This is a genomic window from Pseudomonas sp. PAMC25584, from assembly GCF_058135675.1.
Genome location: NZ_CM176870.1, coordinates 4,949,578 through 4,964,370, shown reverse-complemented (window position 1 = coordinate 4,964,370; position 14,793 = coordinate 4,949,578). Strand labels below are relative to the sequence as shown.

Sequence of the window (14,793 nt, the reverse complement as noted above, 5' to 3'; positions counted from 1 at the left end):
ATTTTTAAGGAGCGCATTCATGGCTGTTGGTCTTGGTCCTTTGCCCACATTGCACCCGGTTGCCGGTTTTGAACTCGGTATCGCTTCGGCCGGCATCAAACGCCCGGGGCGCAAGGATGTCGTGGTGATGCGCTGTGCTGAAGGCTCGACCGTCGCCGGTGTGTTCACCCTCAACGCCTTCTGCGCAGCGCCGGTGATCCTGGCCAAACAGCGCGTGGCCGGCCCGATTCGTTACCTGCTGACCAACACCGGTAATGCCAACGCTGGCACCGGCGAGCCGGGCCTGGTCGCCGCCGCGCGTACCTGCGCCAAACTGGCGCAACTGGCCGGCGTGGACGCCAACCAGGTGCTGCCGTACTCCACCGGTGTGATCGGTGAGCCGCTGCCTGTGGAAAAAATCGAAGGTGCCCTGCAAGCCGCGCTGGATGACCTGTCTGTGGATAACTGGGCGGCCGCCGCCACTGGCATCATGACCACCGACACCCTGCCAAAAGGCGCGAGCCGCCAGTTCGTGCACGACGGCGTCACCGTCACCGTGACCGGTATCAGCAAGGGAGCGGGCATGATCCGTCCGAACATGGCCACCATGCTCGGCTATATCGCTACCGACGCCAAAGTCTCCCGCGATGTGCTGCACAGCCTGATCCTGGACGGCGCCAACAAGTCGTTCAACCGCATCACCATCGATGGCGACACCTCGACCAACGACTGCTGCATGCTGATCGCCACCGGCCAGGCCAACCTGCCCGAAATCACTGAGGCCCGCGGCCCGCTGTTCGCCGCGTTGAAGCAAGCGGTGTTCGAAGTGTGCATGGACGTGGCCCAGGCCATCGTGCGTGACGGTGAGGGCGCCACCAAGTTCGTCACGGTTGAAGTCAACGGCGGCGGCAACCACCAGGAATGCCTGGATGTCGGTTACACCGTGGCTCACTCGCCGCTGATCAAGACCGCGCTGTTCGCCTCCGACCCGAACTGGGGCCGTATCCTCGCCGCCGTCGGCCGTGCCGGCGTGCCGGACCTGGACGTGAGCAAGATCGACGTGTTCCTCGGTGACGTGTGCATCGCCAGCCGTGGCGCCCGCGCCGAGAGCTACACCGAAGCCCAGGGTTCGGCGGTGATGCAGCAGGAAGAAATCACCATCCGCATCGAGTTGGGTCGTGGCGAGTGCAGCGAAACCATCTGGACCACGGACCTGTCCCACGAGTACGTGAAGATCAATGCGGAATACCGTACCTGAAGCCCGGAGGATAAGCGCGGTGAAACGAGTGCATGTAGCAGCAGCGGTGATCCGCGGCGTCGACGGCAGAATCCTGCTGGCGCGCCGTGCCGATACCCAGCATCAGGGCGGCCTCTGGGAATTTCCCGGCGGCAAGGTGGAGGCCGGAGAGTCGGTCGCCACGGCGCTGTCCCGCGAGTTGCAGGAAGAGCTGGGCATCCAGGTCACCACGGCGCGGCCGCTGATCAAGGTGCAGCATGACTATCCGGACAAGCAGGTGTTGCTGGATGTCTGGGAAGTATCGGCCTTTACCGGCGAGCCCCATGGTGCCGAAGGGCAGCCGCTGGAGTGGGTGGCCGCTCGGGACTTGCTCAACTATGAGTTCCCAGCAGCCAATGCGCCGATCGTTGCCGCCGCACGGTTGCCCGGTGACTACCTGATCACGCCGGGTGAGCTGGAAACCGCGCCGCTGTTGTGCGGTATCCGGAAAGCCATCGCGGGCGGTATCAAACTGGTTCAACTGCGCGCGCCCAACGGTTACGACCCCAAGTACCGTGACCTGGCGGTAGACGCCGTGGGCCTGTGTGCTGGCAAGGCGCAGTTGATGCTCAAGGGCCCGTTCGAATGGCTGGGGGATTTTCCTGCAGCCGGTTGGCACATGACGTCGGCGCAACTGCGCAAATACGCAAGCAAGGGCCGACCGCTGCCGAAGGATCGCTGGTTGGCGGCGTCTTGCCATAACGCGGAGGAACTGGCGCTGGCGGAAATGATGGACGTGGATTTTGTCACGCTGTCGCCGGTGCAGCCGACCCAGACCCATCCCGATGCCCAGCCGTTGGGTTGGGAGCAGGCGGCGGCGTTGATCCGTGGGTTCAGCAAGCCGGTGTATCTGTTGGGTGGGGTTGGGCCGGCTGAGCGCGAGCAGGCGTGGGAAGCTGGGGCTCAAGGCGTGGCAGGGATTCGGGCGTTTTGGCCGCAAGATTGAGGTAGCGTTTGCTGGCCTCATCGCGGGCAAGCCCCCTCCCACATTGGAAGGTGTTCACAAATCCAAATGTGGGAGTGGGCTTGCCCGCGATGGCGCCAGACCAGACACCTGATAATCAGTTCAGTGGGGTTTGGCCGCCGCCTGCCACAACACCTCCGCCACCCCCTGGCGCTTGGCAATCACCCGCGCCGCCACAAACAGCAAATCCGATAGCCGGTTGATATACGCCAAACCCACCCCTTCCAACGGTTCAACCGCATTCAGGTGCTGGCAGCGTCGCTCCGCACTGCGCGCCGCGCTACGGCATACGTGGGCCTGGGCGATCAGCGCTGAGCCACCGGGCAAGATGAAATTCTCCAGGGGGCCGACCTCTTCGTTCCAGCGATCAATCGCCGCCTCCAGCCGATTCACCTCCGCCGCATTCAGCGCCTTGTAAACCGGCATCGCCAGCTCCCCGCCCAGGTCGAACAGACGATGCTGGCAAGGCGTCAGCACTTCGATCACATCCTTCAGGTGCGGATGCTTGCCGCTTTGCTCTTCAAGGCCGGCCAGCAGCAAACCCAGCTGACTGTTCAGGGTGTCGACTTCGCCGATGGCCTCCACCCGTGGGTGGTCCTTGGGCACGCGGCGGCCGTCGCCGAGGCCGGTTTCACCCTGGTCGCCGGTACGGGTGTAAATCTTCGACAGGCGAAAGCCCATGGTCAGTGCTCCAGTTGGGTAAGTTCAGCGGGGGACAATTGGCTGCCGGCCAGGGGCAGGCGCAAGGTAAAGCAGGTGCCTTGGCCCAGGGTGGAATGCACTTCCATCTGCCCTTTGTGGTTGTTGGTGATGATGAAGTACGACACCGACAGCCCCAGCCCGGTGCCCTGGCCGATTTCCTTGGTGGTGAAGAATGGCTCGAAGGTACGTTTACGCACGTTCTCGCTCATGCCGATGCCGTTGTCTTCGACTTGTATCTCCGCCCAGGGCGGGTTGAGGCGGGTGCGCAGGATGATGCGCCCCGGCTCGCGGTCGTCTTCGCGCTGATGAATGGCCTGCGCCGCATTTTTCAGCAGGTTGAGCAGTACTTGTTCCAACTCGTTGGCGGTGCCCGGCACCGGGCCGAGCTGCGGGTCGAACTGGCGGATGATCGCCTGGCCCCTGAAGTCAAAACCGATGGCCAGGTCAAAGTCGTTGCCGGCGATTTCCACCGCCTGGTCGATCAGCGCCGGCAAATCACAAGGGGCCATCTGTCGATTGCTGAGGCGACTGAAACTGAGCATGTGGGTGACGATTTTCGCCGCCCGCGCGCCGGCCTGCTGGATACCGTCAAGCAATTGCGGGACTTCGCGGCTTTGCAGGTAGCGGTTGACCGTCTGCAGTTCGATGCCCACCTGTTCGGCGTGTTCCTGGTTCTTGGGCAGGTCGGGGGACAGGCGGCGGCGGATGTTCTGCACGTTATGCAGGATCGCCCCCAACGGGTTATTGATTTCATGGGCCATGCCTGCGGCAAGGCCGCCGACGGAGAGCATTTTCTCCGACTGCACCATCATTTCTTCCAGGGACAGGCGCTGGGTGATGTCATCGATCCGGATCACCACACCGCGCCCGGCGCCGCCCATCAGTGGATAGAACGTCAGGGCGTAATGCTTGGGCTCATCGTCCTTGACCCAGGTGACGCGCTCGATGCGCTCGACCGTGTGTTGCTCGACCGTGGCCTTGATCTGCGGCAGGTAGGGCTTGAGCGGTTGGAAGGCGAGGAAGATCGGCTGGTTCAGCGCTTCATCCAGCCGCGTGCCGGAAAGCGCAGTGGCTTCCTGGTTCCACTGGGTGACGTAGAGTTGTTCATCCAGGGCGATCAGCGCCGAGGGCATCGAGTCGATAATGCTGTTCAGATAGTTCTGGAAACCGGTGAGTTTCTTCTCGATCTTGCTGCGAACCTGGACTTCCAGCTCCAGCTTGCGGTTGGTATGGCGCGTTTCTTCGGCCAGGCCCTGTGCCTGGTCGTAAGCCGCCTGAGCCTCATCGCGCGCCCGCTTGAGTTGCTGCTCGCGGGCCTCGATACGCGACAACATGGTGTTGAAGGCCTCAGCCAGGCTGCCGATTTCGTCACGATTTCCACGGCCGGCGCGCAGGGCGTAGTTCTCTTCGCGGGTGACCTGGCGCGAGAGCTCTTCCAGCTCATGGATCGGCCGGGTGATCAGGCGTTTGATCTGCCGGGCGATGACCAGCCACAGCAGCACGCTGAAAATCAGGATGCCCAGGCTGGCCGTCAGCGTGCCGGTATAGAACGCCATCGGCAGCTCACTGCTGGCGACCAGCAATAAATGCCCGGAAGGCTGGCCGGGGCGGGGCAGGGTGATGACCTGGTTGCTGCGAAACTCGGTGACGCGCCAGGCCTCGATATGCCGGTAGTTGTCCGGCAGATGCAGGCGGTCGCCGTGTTGCATCTGCGCCAGGCGGTTGCCCTCGGCGTCGTACAGCGCGGCGGCGCGCAGCGGTGAATAGCTGGTCAGCTCATTGAGCAGGGCGTCGGCCTTGTCGGGCGACTCAAGGGCTTCGGCGGCGAGCGCCGGGTTGGACACCAGTCGACCAATCGCCTGCAGCGCCTGGGGCGCCATGCTCTCCTGGGAGATCCAGTAGGCGGCACTGATAAAAGTCAGGTTGGCCACCAGCAAGACGGTGGTTAGCAGCACCAACAGGGCGGCCAGCAGTTTCTGCCCTACCGGTAGGTTTTCAAGACGCTGGCGCAGTGGCATCAGGGGTTTCACAGGTAATAGGCGAGTGGGCAGGGTAGCGCGTGCCTCAGTCGCTGGGCAATCCGCGTGCAATCAGTTGGTCGACGAGGCGCGTCTGCACCTCTTGCAGATGCGGCAGCGTCAACCGGTGCCGAGCGGCGGCCTGGCAGGCATAGCCCAGCAGGTAGCTGATTTCGGTGCGCCGCGCACTGGCCACGTCTTGGTACATCGAGGAGTAATTGGCCGCCGTGGCCTGGATCACCCGTTCCACTTCCGTGTGCAGGTCCTGCGCCGCTGCTGGTTGGCCGCAGCATTCCAGCAACTCGGCCAGTTCGGCGCATAGGGTCGCGACTTCACACTGATGGGCTTGCAGGCCACCATTGCGGCATTCGTACAGCACGGTCAGCGGGTTGATGGCGCAATTGAGTGCGAGCTTGCGCCACAGGCGCGTAAGAATGTCGCTGCTCCATTCGTGAGGAATACCTGCGGCGCACAAGTCGTCCAGCCACAGCGGGGCAGTGGGGTGACTGGCGTCCCCCAGCCAGGTGTAGCCATGGCCGGCAAACACCACGCGCCAATCGCCGTCGCGAAACGCGCCTTCGGTGCTGGAGGCAAAAATGCAGCGGGCCTGGGGTAGCTGCGCGGCGACGGCGTCCTGGCTGCCCAGGCCGTTTTGCAGGAGGATCAATTCGGCGTCCGGCGCGAGACGCGGTTGCAGTTGTGCGACTGCGTTTTGGGCGTCGTAGGCTTTGCACGCTACCAGTAAGCGATGAATCGGCTCGGGGCTGTCGGGCGTTTCGCCGAGTACCGGGTAAGTGTGCGCTACGCCGTGCTCCACCAGGGTCAGCCCGCTGGCCGTCTGATAGCTGGCCAGGCGTGCCGCATCACGCAGGATCAGCTTCACCGGCACGCCGGCACGCGCAAGGCGGGTGGCCCACAACGTGCCAAGGCTGCCGGCGCCGAGAATATGCCAGGTGGTCGACATCAGTTTGTGCTCCGTAGGGTCGCTCACAGCGAATAGGGCGAAAGAACCGCTATAATGCTCCCGCATTTTAGCTTGGGCGCGCTCCATCTCTACTGAGCCCGCCCCTTATATTGGAGAAATGACATGCCTTCGTTCGACGTGGTATCCGAACTGGACAAACACGAAGTCACCAACGCCGTCGAAAACGCCGTCAAGGAGCTGGACCGTCGCTATGACTTGAAAGGCAAGGGCAGTTTCGAATTCAAGGAAAAGGAACTGACCGTCAACCTGACCGCTGAAGCCGATTTCCAACTGGAAGCGATGATCGAGATCCTCAAGCTGGCCCTGGTCAAGCGCAAAATCGACGCACAGTGCCTTGAAGTCAAGGACGCCTACGCTTCCGGCAAGTTGATGAAGCAGGAGGCCGTCCTCAAGGAAGGCATCGACAAGGAGCTGGCGAAGAAAATCGTGGCGCATATCAAGGATGCCAAGCTGAAAGTCCAGGCCGCCATCCAGGGTGAACAGGTGCGCGTCACCGGCAAGAAGCGTGATGACCTGCAAGAGGCCATCGCGTCCCTGCGCGCCAAGACCTTCGACATGCCGCTGCAGTTCAATAACTTCCGCGACTGATGGCATTTTGGGGAACCTGAGGACGTTTTTGACGTCCCACGCCCCAGAAACCGCGCCTCACATTGAGCCCTTCCGGGCTCAATTGCGTAATGGGCACTCAATAACGCCGCACACCCGGTAAACAGGAGCTTGTAGATGGATTTGAACGCTGAAGTGGATCACCTGATCAAGACCTCCCAGTCGTGGATCCCGATGATCATGGAGTATGGCAGCCGGGTATTGCTGGCAATGATTACACTGGCTGTCGGCTGGTGGCTGATCAACCGACTGACCCACCGAGTGGGGCGCTTGCTGGCCATCCGTAATGCGGACCTGGCGCTGCAGCACTTCATCACCAGCCTGGCGAACATCGTGCTGAAGGTCATGCTGATCGTCAGCGTGGCCTCGATGATCGGCGTGGAAACCACCTCGTTCGTCGCCGCTATCGGTGCCGCAACCCTGGCCATCGGCCTGGCCTTGCAAGGCAGCCTCGCCAACTTCGCTGGCGGCGTGCTGATTCTTTTGTTCCGCCCGTTCCGCATCGGTGACTGGATCGAAGCCCAGGGCACCTCGGGTACGGTCGACAGCATCCAGATCTTCCACACCGTGCTGCGTACCGGTGACAACAAGACAGTGATTGTGCCCAACGGCATCTTGTCCAACGGCATCATTACCAACACCAACCGTCAGCCGACCCGCAAGGTAGTGTTTGATGTGGGTGTGGACTACGAGGCTGATCTGCAGAAAGCCCGCGAAGTGCTGCTGGAACTGGCGAAAGACCCACGGGTGTTGGCTGACCCGGCTGCGGTGTCGGTGGTTTCGACCCTGGGCGACAGTTCGATCACAGTGTCTTTGCGCTGCTGGACCAAGACGGCGGACTATTGGGATGTCGTGTTCATGCTCAATGAACTGGCGCGGGATCGCTTGAAAGCGTCGGGGATCGATATTCCATTTCCGCAGCGGGTTATTCGCGTGATGCAGGAAACAGCGGCGAAGTAATGAAAGGCATTTGCACTTAACTTGGCTGATAGGTCAGGTTAAGTGCGAGAGCGTTACTGTCGTTAGTTAGCTTGCTAGTTATTTTACTGCTGAAATAATACTGCAATAAAAAAGCCGCTCCCTTGCATGCAAGGGAGCGGCTTTTTATTTAAGGCCGAAGCCTTAAGTCATCGTTGTAATCGAGCGGGCAATTACAAGATGTTCAGCGGGTATTGCGCGATCAGACGCAGTTCGTCGATAGACGCCGAACCGTAGTACACGCCGTCAGACGAACGATAGGTGGCTTGACGGACGCGCAGGCTCAGGTCTTTCGCTGGGCCGCTCTGGATCACGTATTTGGCTTCGATGTCGCGTTCCCACTCTTTACCGTTCGACGTGGTGCCAGTGTTGGCGCCGCTACCGTTGACGTAACGAGTCATGAAGCTCAGGCCTGGCACGCCGAAGGTGGCCATGTTCAGGTCGTAGCGAGCTTGCCAGGATTTCTCGTCTTCAGCGTTGAAGTCGGAACGGGCGATGGAGTTGGCCAGGAAAATCGAGCCGCCGCCGTCTACGCCGTAACCGTAGTCGCCGTCACCGCTAACTTTCTGGTAGGCGAGGGTAAAGGTGTGAGCTTGGTAGGTGTAAGCGCCTTGCAAGCTGTAGGCACGGTTATCCAGCTTGGTGGTGCCGTCTTTTTCTGCGCGTTGCAGACCGGCGCCGTCGCTTTTGGTGCTGTAGATGTTGAAGTCTACAGCCAAGGACTGATCGGCGCTGAGCGCATGGGTCCAGTTCACGTTGGCGTAAAGTTTCTTCCAGTAGTCTTCTACTTTCGAGTAGTAGAGGCTGGTAGTGAACTCTGGGGTCCAGGCGTAAACACCACCCAGGAAGTTGGCATCACGCAGGCCACGGCCGGTATTCGGCTCGGAGCTGGAGATACTGTCCTTGTAGGTATGGTCTTGGGCGACGATCGATGTGAAGTGACCGGCTTCGAGCTTCAGGTCTTTGATCTCGTTGCTGGTGATCGAGACACCTTGCGGCAACTCAGGCAGCAAGCGGCTGTCATCGGAGGCGAATACAGGCGCTGTGGTGTATTGGTCGCCGACTTTCAGCACGGTATTGGAGAGGCGGAATTTAACTGCGCCGCCGCCTTTGGAGTAGTCGTCTTGCGAGCGACCATCCGAACCTGTTGGGAACAGACCGGTGCCAGCACGGCCCTTGCCGCTGTCGAGCTTGAGGCCCAGCAGGCCGATGGCGTCGACGCCGACACCGATGGTGCCTTGGGTGAAGCCCGACTGGTAGAGACCGTTGAAACCAAGACCGGTTTCTTCGCTGCGGCTTTGGCCGGAGTCATTGTTGCGTTTGTCGCGGCTGAAATACAGCGCACGGGTATTGATGCTGAAAGTGCTGTCTTCAACAAAGCCCTTGGCATCGTCTTGGGCAGACGCCATTGCGAACTGCGAGGTGCCTGCTGAAACAGCGAGGGCGATCATGCTCCACTTCATCACGCGCATCGTGATTTGCTCCTTTGGTTTTAGGAAGAGTACTGCCGTCCCACCTGTATTTTTATCTGGGCGGCTCTTTCTTTTTTGTGTCAGCGCAAAGTTATATCACGCTGACTCTAATGACGATACTTACCCATCTTTCCTTTCAGCTTCTTTACGAGGCTGTCGTAAATTGCTAGATCCGTGTCGCAAATTCACAGTCCGAATGCAACCGGACTGACAACTTCAATGCTCTTTTCAAACCCCTTTCATAGTTTGAATGCGTCCTTGTTCCGCATTGACCCGCTGCTGTTCTTATCGCGAAACACCCGCTTCCTGAAGGGTGCCGTTGCCGACGATGTGGGTGTGAATGCAACAAGCGCGCCCAAACCGGTAACTGAATGTCATTTTTTCGTGAAAAACCTTGCTGCACTGTAAAAAGCGCATAAGCACGGGCTTCTTACGCCGTTTGGTTTGCTCTTGACGGCCATGCATTCCCTTGCTCCTGTGGTGCATGAATCCTGTACCTGAGAGAAACGTTACCGATTCACCCTCATGAGTGGGTACTTGGCGGATCTATTTGATGCACGGGTGGGTCATTTTGGTGCATCCCGGTGAGGCCCGAGTTAGCGTAGCTCAATTATTCGCCTGCCTCGAAAAAGGGCAGGTTTTTTATCGGGATGCGCGCTGGCTTCTGCATTCGAAGTGAAGCCGCAAGCGTTCGAAGGTATGCTGGGCCCCAGAATCTGACCTGCCGAACGGAGTGCCCGCGGTGTTCGCCTTAGATCAACGCCTGCAACAAGACACACTGGCCATCGGGGACTTCCCGTTGTGCCGCCTGCTGCTGTCCAATGACTCGAATTACCCCTGGTACATTCTGGTGCCGCGTATCAACGGTATCAGCGAAGTGTTTCAACTGGGTGTCGCAGATCAACAGAAGCTGTGGGAAGAAACCACGGCCCTGGCGCAATTGCTCAACGAAGGCTTAGTGGCCGATAAGATGAACATCGGCGCGCTGGGGAATGTTGTCAGTCAGTTGCATGTGCATGTGATCGTGCGCAAACGCGACGACATTGCCTGGCCTGCGCCAGTCTGGGGCAAGCACCCGGCGCGGCCGTATACAGAAGAACAAGTGGCTGCCATTCGTGCGCGGTTGCGCGAGCTATTGCCTGCCGACTTCATCTTTACCCAGGACTGAACCATGGATCTGCAAGACCGCGTGACCGACCTGGAAAGCCGCCTGGCCTTTCAGGACGACACCATCGAAACCCTCAACGATATTCTGGTCACCCAGCAGCGGGCGGTCGAACGCCTGCAACTGCAGATGACTGCGCTGCTCAAGCGCCAGGAAGAAATGGGCAGCCAGTTCGAGTCGTCCGAAGAAGAAGCGCCGCCGCCTCACTATTAATAGCCGCGCCATAAAAAAACCGCGATCCAGCCTACGCCGGATCGCGGTTTTTTTTACTGCTTAGCCTGGAATCAGCGACGCGGCAAGGCGGCGATCACGTCTTCGGCTTGCAGGCCTTTGTCGCGGTTCATGACGGAGAATTCCACACGCTGGCCTTCGACCAGAACGCGATGGCCTTCGCCACGGATGGCCCGGAAGTGGACGAAGATATCGTCGCCCGAATCGCGGGAAATAAAGCCGAAGCCTTTGGACGTGTTGAACCACTTGACGGTCCCGGTATCCCGATTGGTCATGTCGTAGTTTTGCGACGCGGCCGTAGGGGACGAACGGTAGAAGCTGATGGCCAGGTGAAGAACGATGGCGACCAGCGCAATCACCAGGCTGAGCAGGATGGCCGGGTGGCCACCGACTTCAGGCATGGGTGCCAGGAGGGTGAGGGTTTGTACGACAACAGTCAGCACCAGCAGCGCGCTGACCAGGTTTTGCAGTTGATGACGCGTGCCTTTGTTCCAGTAAGGAATCACTGGCGCCAGCGTCAGGTTGAGAAGGCCGAACAAGGCCAGGTACAGAGCGTCATGTTGTTGCAGGTAAGGCAGGCTTTCAGGCTGCAGGCTCGGGATAAAGGACAGCAGCAAAGCTGCAACGCCCGTTAGCAGGTGGACGATTTTCAACATTTTGATTAACTCACGTTAAGACGGATCACAAGGAAGAGCTGACTGGCACGGTTCGCTTCTGAACAATGGGAGGCGTTGAGCACGTGCGCGGGTATCAGCCTATGCGCTGGACGAAGAAAATAACGACAGCGACACGCTGCCTATTTAACAGCAAAGGCTGTGCCTACTCAAATCAAGCATTTCCGGGGGGGGTGCGAGGGGAGGGGCATTTCTGCGTCAAACGCTTGTCCTAGACAGTTGCAGGTGTTTTGCCTGCTGTCGGGAAACTTCCTACAGCGCCCAAAGCCCTCACCGTCGCGGGCCAGCGAGGCCTAGCAGGGCGATTTGCCGCGCGTGCCTCGGCGTGTTGAGCTGCACACGCTGGTTACTCTTGCTAGAGTGGTCCGGCACCTGGTCAATGAATGCTGTTCAATTGAAGGGGATAAACATGGCAATCGATATCGGTATCAGTGAAGAAGATCGCAAATCCATCGTCGATGGGCTTTCGCGTCTGCTTTCCGATACCTATGTACTGTACCTGAAGACCCACAACTTCCACTGGAACGTCACGGGCCCCATGTTTCGCACGCTGCACTTGATGTTCGAAGAGCAGTACAACGAGCTGGCGCTGGCGGTTGACCTGATTGCCGAGCGAATTCGTGCCTTGGGCTTCCCGGCGCCGGGGGCCTATTCGATCTATGCGCGACTGTCTTCGATCAAGGAAGAAGAGGGCGTGCCCAGCGCTGAAGAGATGATCAAGCAGTTGGTGGCGGGGCAGGAGGCGGTTACGCGCACCGCGCGCGGCATTTTCCCACTGCTCGACAAGGTCAGCGATGAACCGACGGCCGACCTGCTGACCCAGCGTATGCAAGTTCACGAAAAAACTGCGTGGATGCTGCGTTCCCTGCTCGAAAGCAAGTAGACGTCGACCCCGGGTGGCGCCGTCCTGGCGCCGCTCGCTTGTTTCTCCGTGTTTCCTAGCGTTGTCCTACGACTATCAACTCCCCGTCTTCTGGCTGCCCCCGTCTTCCTGCTGTTTGATAGGCCCACCGTCCAATGGGAGAAACCCATGGACCGCTGTTTGGCAATGGAGTGTCAGGTGTATGTCACGTGGAGTGGGTAGTAGAGTGATGGAGACCTGTGGTTTTCAAAAGATAAACGTCGATCCCTTTGTCAAAGGGTTCGATATGGGGCTGGCGCGGCCGCTGTCCCGATCGGTAAGGCTCAATGGGTTTTCGACTTGCTTGCGGCTGGAACAGATCTACTGGAATATCCTCACGGAAATAGCCAGGCTCAATGCCTGTTCAGTCAGTGCATTGTTGTCTTATGTCGATCGGGAAGTGCATTTGCGCTATGGCGGCGTGAAGAACTTCAGCGGGCTGGTCCGGGTAGTTTGCGTGGTTCACGTATTGAAAGGCCGTGCTTGCCTGTCAAACTCTGAGTAGTCCGGTGGTTCCGGGGCCGGCCCAACGTGCAGGCGGGCCGGGCCTCGGGCAGAAAGCCGGCTGCGCTGCCTCGATTTACCAGATATAATCCCGCGCTTTGCTGCTGCCAGCGCTTTCTGCGCGGTGCCCTCTGTTCGGAGGCAGGCGCGGCACAGTAACGATCTGATCGCCGAGACATCTCCATGCCCATGTACGACTATCAATGTGCTTCCTGTGGTCATCAGTTGGAAGCCATCCAGAAGATCAGTGACGCGCCGCTGGTCGATTGCCCAGCCTGCCAGGCGCCGCAGCTTAAAAAGATGCTGTCCATGCCGGGCTTCCGCCTGAGCGGCAGCGGCTGGTACGAGACCGACTTCAAGACCGGCTCGAAGAAGAATCTGGCGGGCGGCGACAAAGCAGACTGAGTTGAACTCTACGCGCAGGCTCCTGCATTATCCGTCCCCTGACTTATGTGCGGTGACTGAGGCCAAGCCTGCCACCGAATTTCGAATTACGAGAAGTGAAACCACTACCATGATGCGCAGCCATTATTGCGGCCAACTGAACGAGACCCTGGAAGGTCAGGAAATCACCCTTTGCGGATGGGTTCACCGTCGCCGCGACCACGGCGGGGTGATCTTCCTCGATATCCGTGATCGTGATGGTCTGGCCCAGGTGGTGTTCGACCCGGACCGCGCCGAGAGCTTCGCCGCGGCCGACCGCGTGCGCAGCGAATACGTGGTGAAGATCACCGGCAAGGTACGCCTGCGTCCGGCCGGTGCGGTGAACCCGAACATGGCTTCTGGCGCGATCGAAGTGCTGGGCTACGAACTGGAAGTGCTGAACGAGTCGGAAACTCCGCCGTTCCCACTGAACGAATACTCCGATGTTGGCGAAGAAACCCGCTTGCGCTATCGCTTCCTGGACCTGCGCCGCCCGGAAATGGCCGAGAAGCTGCGTCTGCGTTCGCGCATGACCACCAGCATCCGCCGCTTCCTCGATGAAAACGGCTTCCTCGACGTCGAAACCCCGATCCTCACCCGTGCCACTCCGGAAGGCGCGCGTGACTATCTGGTGCCGAGCCGTACCCACGCCGGCAGCTTCTTTGCCCTGCCGCAATCGCCGCAGTTGTTCAAGCAACTGCTGATGGTGGCCGGCTTCGACCGTTACTACCAGATCGCCAAGTGCTTCCGTGACGAAGACCTGCGTGCTGATCGCCAGCCTGAATTCACCCAGATCGACATCGAGACCAGCTTCCTCGATGAAAAAGAGATCATGGGCATCACCGAACAAATGATCCGCAACCTGTTCAAGGAAGTGCTGGACCTGGAGTTCGGCGAATTCCCGCACATGACCTTCGAAGAAGCCATGCGCCGTTACGGTTCCGACAAGCCAGACCTGCGTAACCCGCTGGAACTGGTGGACGTGGCCGACCAGCTCAAGGATGTCGACTTCAAGGTGTTCAGCGGCCCGGCCAACGACCCGAAATGCCGCATCGCCGCCCTGCGCGTGCCTGGCGGCGCGAGCATGCCGCGCAAGCAGATCGACGACTACACCAAGTTCGTCGGCATCTACGGTGCCAAGGGCCTGGCGTACATCAAGGTCAACGAGCGCGCCAAGGGCGTTGAAGGCCTGCAGTCGCCGATCGTGAAAAACATCCCGGAAGCCAACCTCAATGTGATCCTGGATCGCGTGGGCGCGGTCGACGGTGACATCGTGTTCTTCGGCGCCGACAAGGCCAAGATCGTCAGCGAAGCCTTGGGCGCGCTGCGGATCAAGCTGGGCCACGACCTGGATCTGCTGACCTGCAAGTGGGCGCCGATGTGGGTCGTCGACTTCCCGATGTTCGAAGAGAGCGACGACGGCAGCTTCAGCGCCTTGCACCACCCGTTCACCGCGCCGAAGTGCTCGCCTGAAGAGCTCGAAGCCAACCCTGCGGGCGCTCTGTCCCGGGCCTACGACATGGTCTTGAACGGCACCGAGCTGGGTGGCGGTTCGATCCGTATCCACCGCAAGGAAATGCAGCAAGCGGTATTCCGTCTGCTGGGCATCAACGAAGCGGAACAGGAAGAGAAATTCGGCTTCCTGCTCGACGCCCTGAAATACGGCGCACCGCCCCACGGCGGCCTGGCCTTCGGCCTGGACCGTCTGGTGATGCTGATGACCGGCGCCCAGTCGATCCGTGAAGTGATTGCCTTCCCGAAAACCCAGAGCGCTGCGGACGTCATGACCCAGGCCCCGGGTGTCGTGGATGCCAAGGCACTGCGCGAGCTGCATATCCGCCTGCGCGAGGCGCCGAAGGCTGAGTAAGGCCGCTGCGTGAAAGCGCGATAGGGTTTTACGCAGTCAAAAAGGCGC

The 14,793-nt window shown here is 59.9% G+C and carries 15 protein-coding genes; 10 read left to right on the top strand and 5 right to left on the bottom strand.

The window, feature by feature from the left end; translation table 11 throughout:
• The first annotated feature begins 19 nt into the window (after nt 1-19).
• A complete protein-coding gene (argJ, locus tag ACS5Q8_RS23200) occupies nt 20-1,237 on the top strand; it encodes a bifunctional glutamate N-acetyltransferase/amino-acid acetyltransferase ArgJ (RefSeq protein ID WP_276194630.1) in 1,218 nt (405 codons plus the stop codon).
• Between the two features lie 19 nt (nt 1,238-1,256).
• On the top strand, nt 1,257-2,201 hold the full coding sequence (locus tag ACS5Q8_RS23195; RefSeq protein WP_443695622.1) for a Nudix family hydrolase: 945 nt from the start codon (nt 1,257-1,259) through the stop codon (nt 2,199-2,201).
• A gap of 120 nt (nt 2,202-2,321) precedes the next feature.
• Here the strand turns inward: ACS5Q8_RS23195 and ACS5Q8_RS23190 are convergent, their stop codons facing one another.
• Genes ACS5Q8_RS23190 through ACS5Q8_RS23180 form a run of 3 tightly spaced genes read right to left on the bottom strand, consistent with a single transcriptional unit; the run spans nt 2,322 to nt 5,903 of the window.
• On the bottom strand, nt 2,322-2,900 hold the full coding sequence (locus tag ACS5Q8_RS23190) for a cob(I)yrinic acid a,c-diamide adenosyltransferase (protein ID WP_247401633.1): 579 nt from the start codon (nt 2,898-2,900) through the stop codon (nt 2,322-2,324).
• A 2-nt stretch (nt 2,901-2,902) separates the two neighbouring features.
• Nucleotides 2,903-4,939 carry a sensor histidine kinase gene (locus ACS5Q8_RS23185; RefSeq protein WP_276194628.1) on the bottom strand — a complete coding sequence of 679 codons (2,037 nt, stop codon included), beginning with the start codon at nt 4,937-4,939 and terminating at the stop codon, nt 2,903-2,905.
• A 46-nt stretch (nt 4,940-4,985) separates the two neighbouring features.
• Nucleotides 4,986-5,903 carry a putative 2-dehydropantoate 2-reductase gene (locus ACS5Q8_RS23180; RefSeq protein ID WP_443695621.1) on the bottom strand — a complete coding sequence of 306 codons (918 nt, stop codon included), beginning with the start codon at nt 5,901-5,903 and terminating at the stop codon, nt 4,986-4,988.
• Nucleotides 5,904-6,026: 123 nt separating this feature from the next.
• Between ACS5Q8_RS23180 and ACS5Q8_RS23175 the strand changes: the two genes are divergently transcribed.
• On the top strand, nt 6,027-6,512 hold the full coding sequence (locus ACS5Q8_RS23175; RefSeq protein WP_247401629.1) for a YajQ family cyclic di-GMP-binding protein: 486 nt from the start codon (nt 6,027-6,029) through the stop codon (nt 6,510-6,512).
• 135 nt (nt 6,513-6,647) lie between these two features.
• The gene (locus tag ACS5Q8_RS23170; protein WP_276194626.1) at nt 6,648-7,490 is read left to right on the top strand and encodes a mechanosensitive ion channel family protein; all 843 of its coding nucleotides are present in this window, start codon (nt 6,648-6,650) and stop codon (nt 7,488-7,490) included.
• Nucleotides 7,491-7,681: 191 nt separating this feature from the next.
• Here the strand turns inward: ACS5Q8_RS23170 and ACS5Q8_RS23165 are convergent, their stop codons facing one another.
• Complete coding sequence (locus tag ACS5Q8_RS23165) at nt 7,682-8,980, bottom strand: OprD family porin (RefSeq protein ID WP_465159473.1); 1,299 nt, start codon at nt 8,978-8,980, stop codon at nt 7,682-7,684.
• A gap of 742 nt (nt 8,981-9,722) precedes the next feature.
• Here ACS5Q8_RS23165 and ACS5Q8_RS23160 point away from each other — a divergent pair.
• On the top strand, nt 9,723-10,148 hold the full coding sequence (locus tag ACS5Q8_RS23160) for an HIT domain-containing protein (RefSeq protein WP_276194624.1): 426 nt from the start codon (nt 9,723-9,725) through the stop codon (nt 10,146-10,148).
• 3 nt (nt 10,149-10,151) lie between these two features.
• On the top strand, nt 10,152-10,358 hold the full coding sequence (locus ACS5Q8_RS23155) for a SlyX family protein (RefSeq protein WP_247401620.1): 207 nt from the start codon (nt 10,152-10,154) through the stop codon (nt 10,356-10,358).
• Nucleotides 10,359-10,429: 71 nt separating this feature from the next.
• Here the strand turns inward: ACS5Q8_RS23155 and ACS5Q8_RS23150 are convergent, their stop codons facing one another.
• Nucleotides 10,430-11,032, bottom strand: coding sequence for a cold-shock protein (locus ACS5Q8_RS23150; protein WP_276194623.1), 603 nt, complete (start codon nt 11,030-11,032; stop codon nt 10,430-10,432).
• A 427-nt stretch (nt 11,033-11,459) separates the two neighbouring features.
• Between ACS5Q8_RS23150 and ACS5Q8_RS23145 the strand changes: the two genes are divergently transcribed.
• From ACS5Q8_RS23145 to aspS, 4 genes are all read left to right on the top strand, one after another.
• Entirely contained in the window at nt 11,460-11,933 is a 474-nt protein-coding gene (locus ACS5Q8_RS23145) for a Dps family protein (RefSeq protein ID WP_104902566.1), read from the top strand.
• Between the two features lie 181 nt (nt 11,934-12,114).
• Complete coding sequence (locus tag ACS5Q8_RS23140) at nt 12,115-12,456, top strand: ribbon-helix-helix domain-containing protein (protein ID WP_443695620.1); 342 nt, start codon at nt 12,115-12,117, stop codon at nt 12,454-12,456.
• Nucleotides 12,457-12,638: 182 nt separating this feature from the next.
• Nucleotides 12,639-12,860: an FmdB family zinc ribbon protein gene (locus ACS5Q8_RS23135; RefSeq protein ID WP_100938824.1), complete on the top strand. Its 222-nt coding sequence runs from the start codon at nt 12,639-12,641 to the stop codon at nt 12,858-12,860.
• Nucleotides 12,861-12,969: 109 nt separating this feature from the next.
• Nucleotides 12,970-14,745: an aspartate--tRNA ligase gene (aspS, locus tag ACS5Q8_RS23130; RefSeq protein ID WP_276194622.1), complete on the top strand. Its 1,776-nt coding sequence runs from the start codon at nt 12,970-12,972 to the stop codon at nt 14,743-14,745.
• The last annotated feature ends 48 nt before the right edge of the window (nt 14,746-14,793 follow it).

What these genes read in the sequence shown, in the direction of transcription:
- ACS5Q8_RS23140 (WP_443695620.1), top strand. Translation starts at nt 12,115, where the DNA reads ATGTCACGTGGAGTGGGTAGTAGAGTGATGGAGACCTGTGGTTTTCAA.
- aspS (WP_276194622.1), top strand. Translation starts at nt 12,970, where the DNA reads ATGATGCGCAGCCATTATTGCGGCCAACTGAACGAGACCCTGGAAGGT.
- ACS5Q8_RS23190 (WP_247401633.1), bottom strand. Translation starts at nt 2,900, where the DNA reads ATGGGCTTTCGCCTGTCGAAGATTTACACCCGTACCGGCGACCAGGGT.
- ACS5Q8_RS23175 (WP_247401629.1), top strand. Translation starts at nt 6,027, where the DNA reads ATGCCTTCGTTCGACGTGGTATCCGAACTGGACAAACACGAAGTCACC.
- ACS5Q8_RS23165 (WP_465159473.1), bottom strand. Translation starts at nt 8,980, where the DNA reads ATGCGCGTGATGAAGTGGAGCATGATCGCCCTCGCTGTTTCAGCAGGC.
- ACS5Q8_RS23185 (WP_276194628.1), bottom strand. Translation starts at nt 4,939, where the DNA reads ATGCCACTGCGCCAGCGTCTTGAAAACCTACCGGTAGGGCAGAAACTG.
- ACS5Q8_RS23155 (WP_247401620.1), top strand. Translation starts at nt 10,152, where the DNA reads ATGGATCTGCAAGACCGCGTGACCGACCTGGAAAGCCGCCTGGCCTTT.
- argJ (WP_276194630.1), top strand. Translation starts at nt 20, where the DNA reads ATGGCTGTTGGTCTTGGTCCTTTGCCCACATTGCACCCGGTTGCCGGT.
- ACS5Q8_RS23150 (WP_276194623.1), bottom strand. Translation starts at nt 11,032, where the DNA reads ATGTTGAAAATCGTCCACCTGCTAACGGGCGTTGCAGCTTTGCTGCTG.
- ACS5Q8_RS23180 (WP_443695621.1), bottom strand. Translation starts at nt 5,903, where the DNA reads ATGTCGACCACCTGGCATATTCTCGGCGCCGGCAGCCTTGGCACGTTG.
- ACS5Q8_RS23135 (WP_100938824.1), top strand. Translation starts at nt 12,639, where the DNA reads ATGCCCATGTACGACTATCAATGTGCTTCCTGTGGTCATCAGTTGGAA.
- ACS5Q8_RS23145 (WP_104902566.1), top strand. Translation starts at nt 11,460, where the DNA reads ATGGCAATCGATATCGGTATCAGTGAAGAAGATCGCAAATCCATCGTC.
- ACS5Q8_RS23170 (WP_276194626.1), top strand. Translation starts at nt 6,648, where the DNA reads ATGGATTTGAACGCTGAAGTGGATCACCTGATCAAGACCTCCCAGTCG.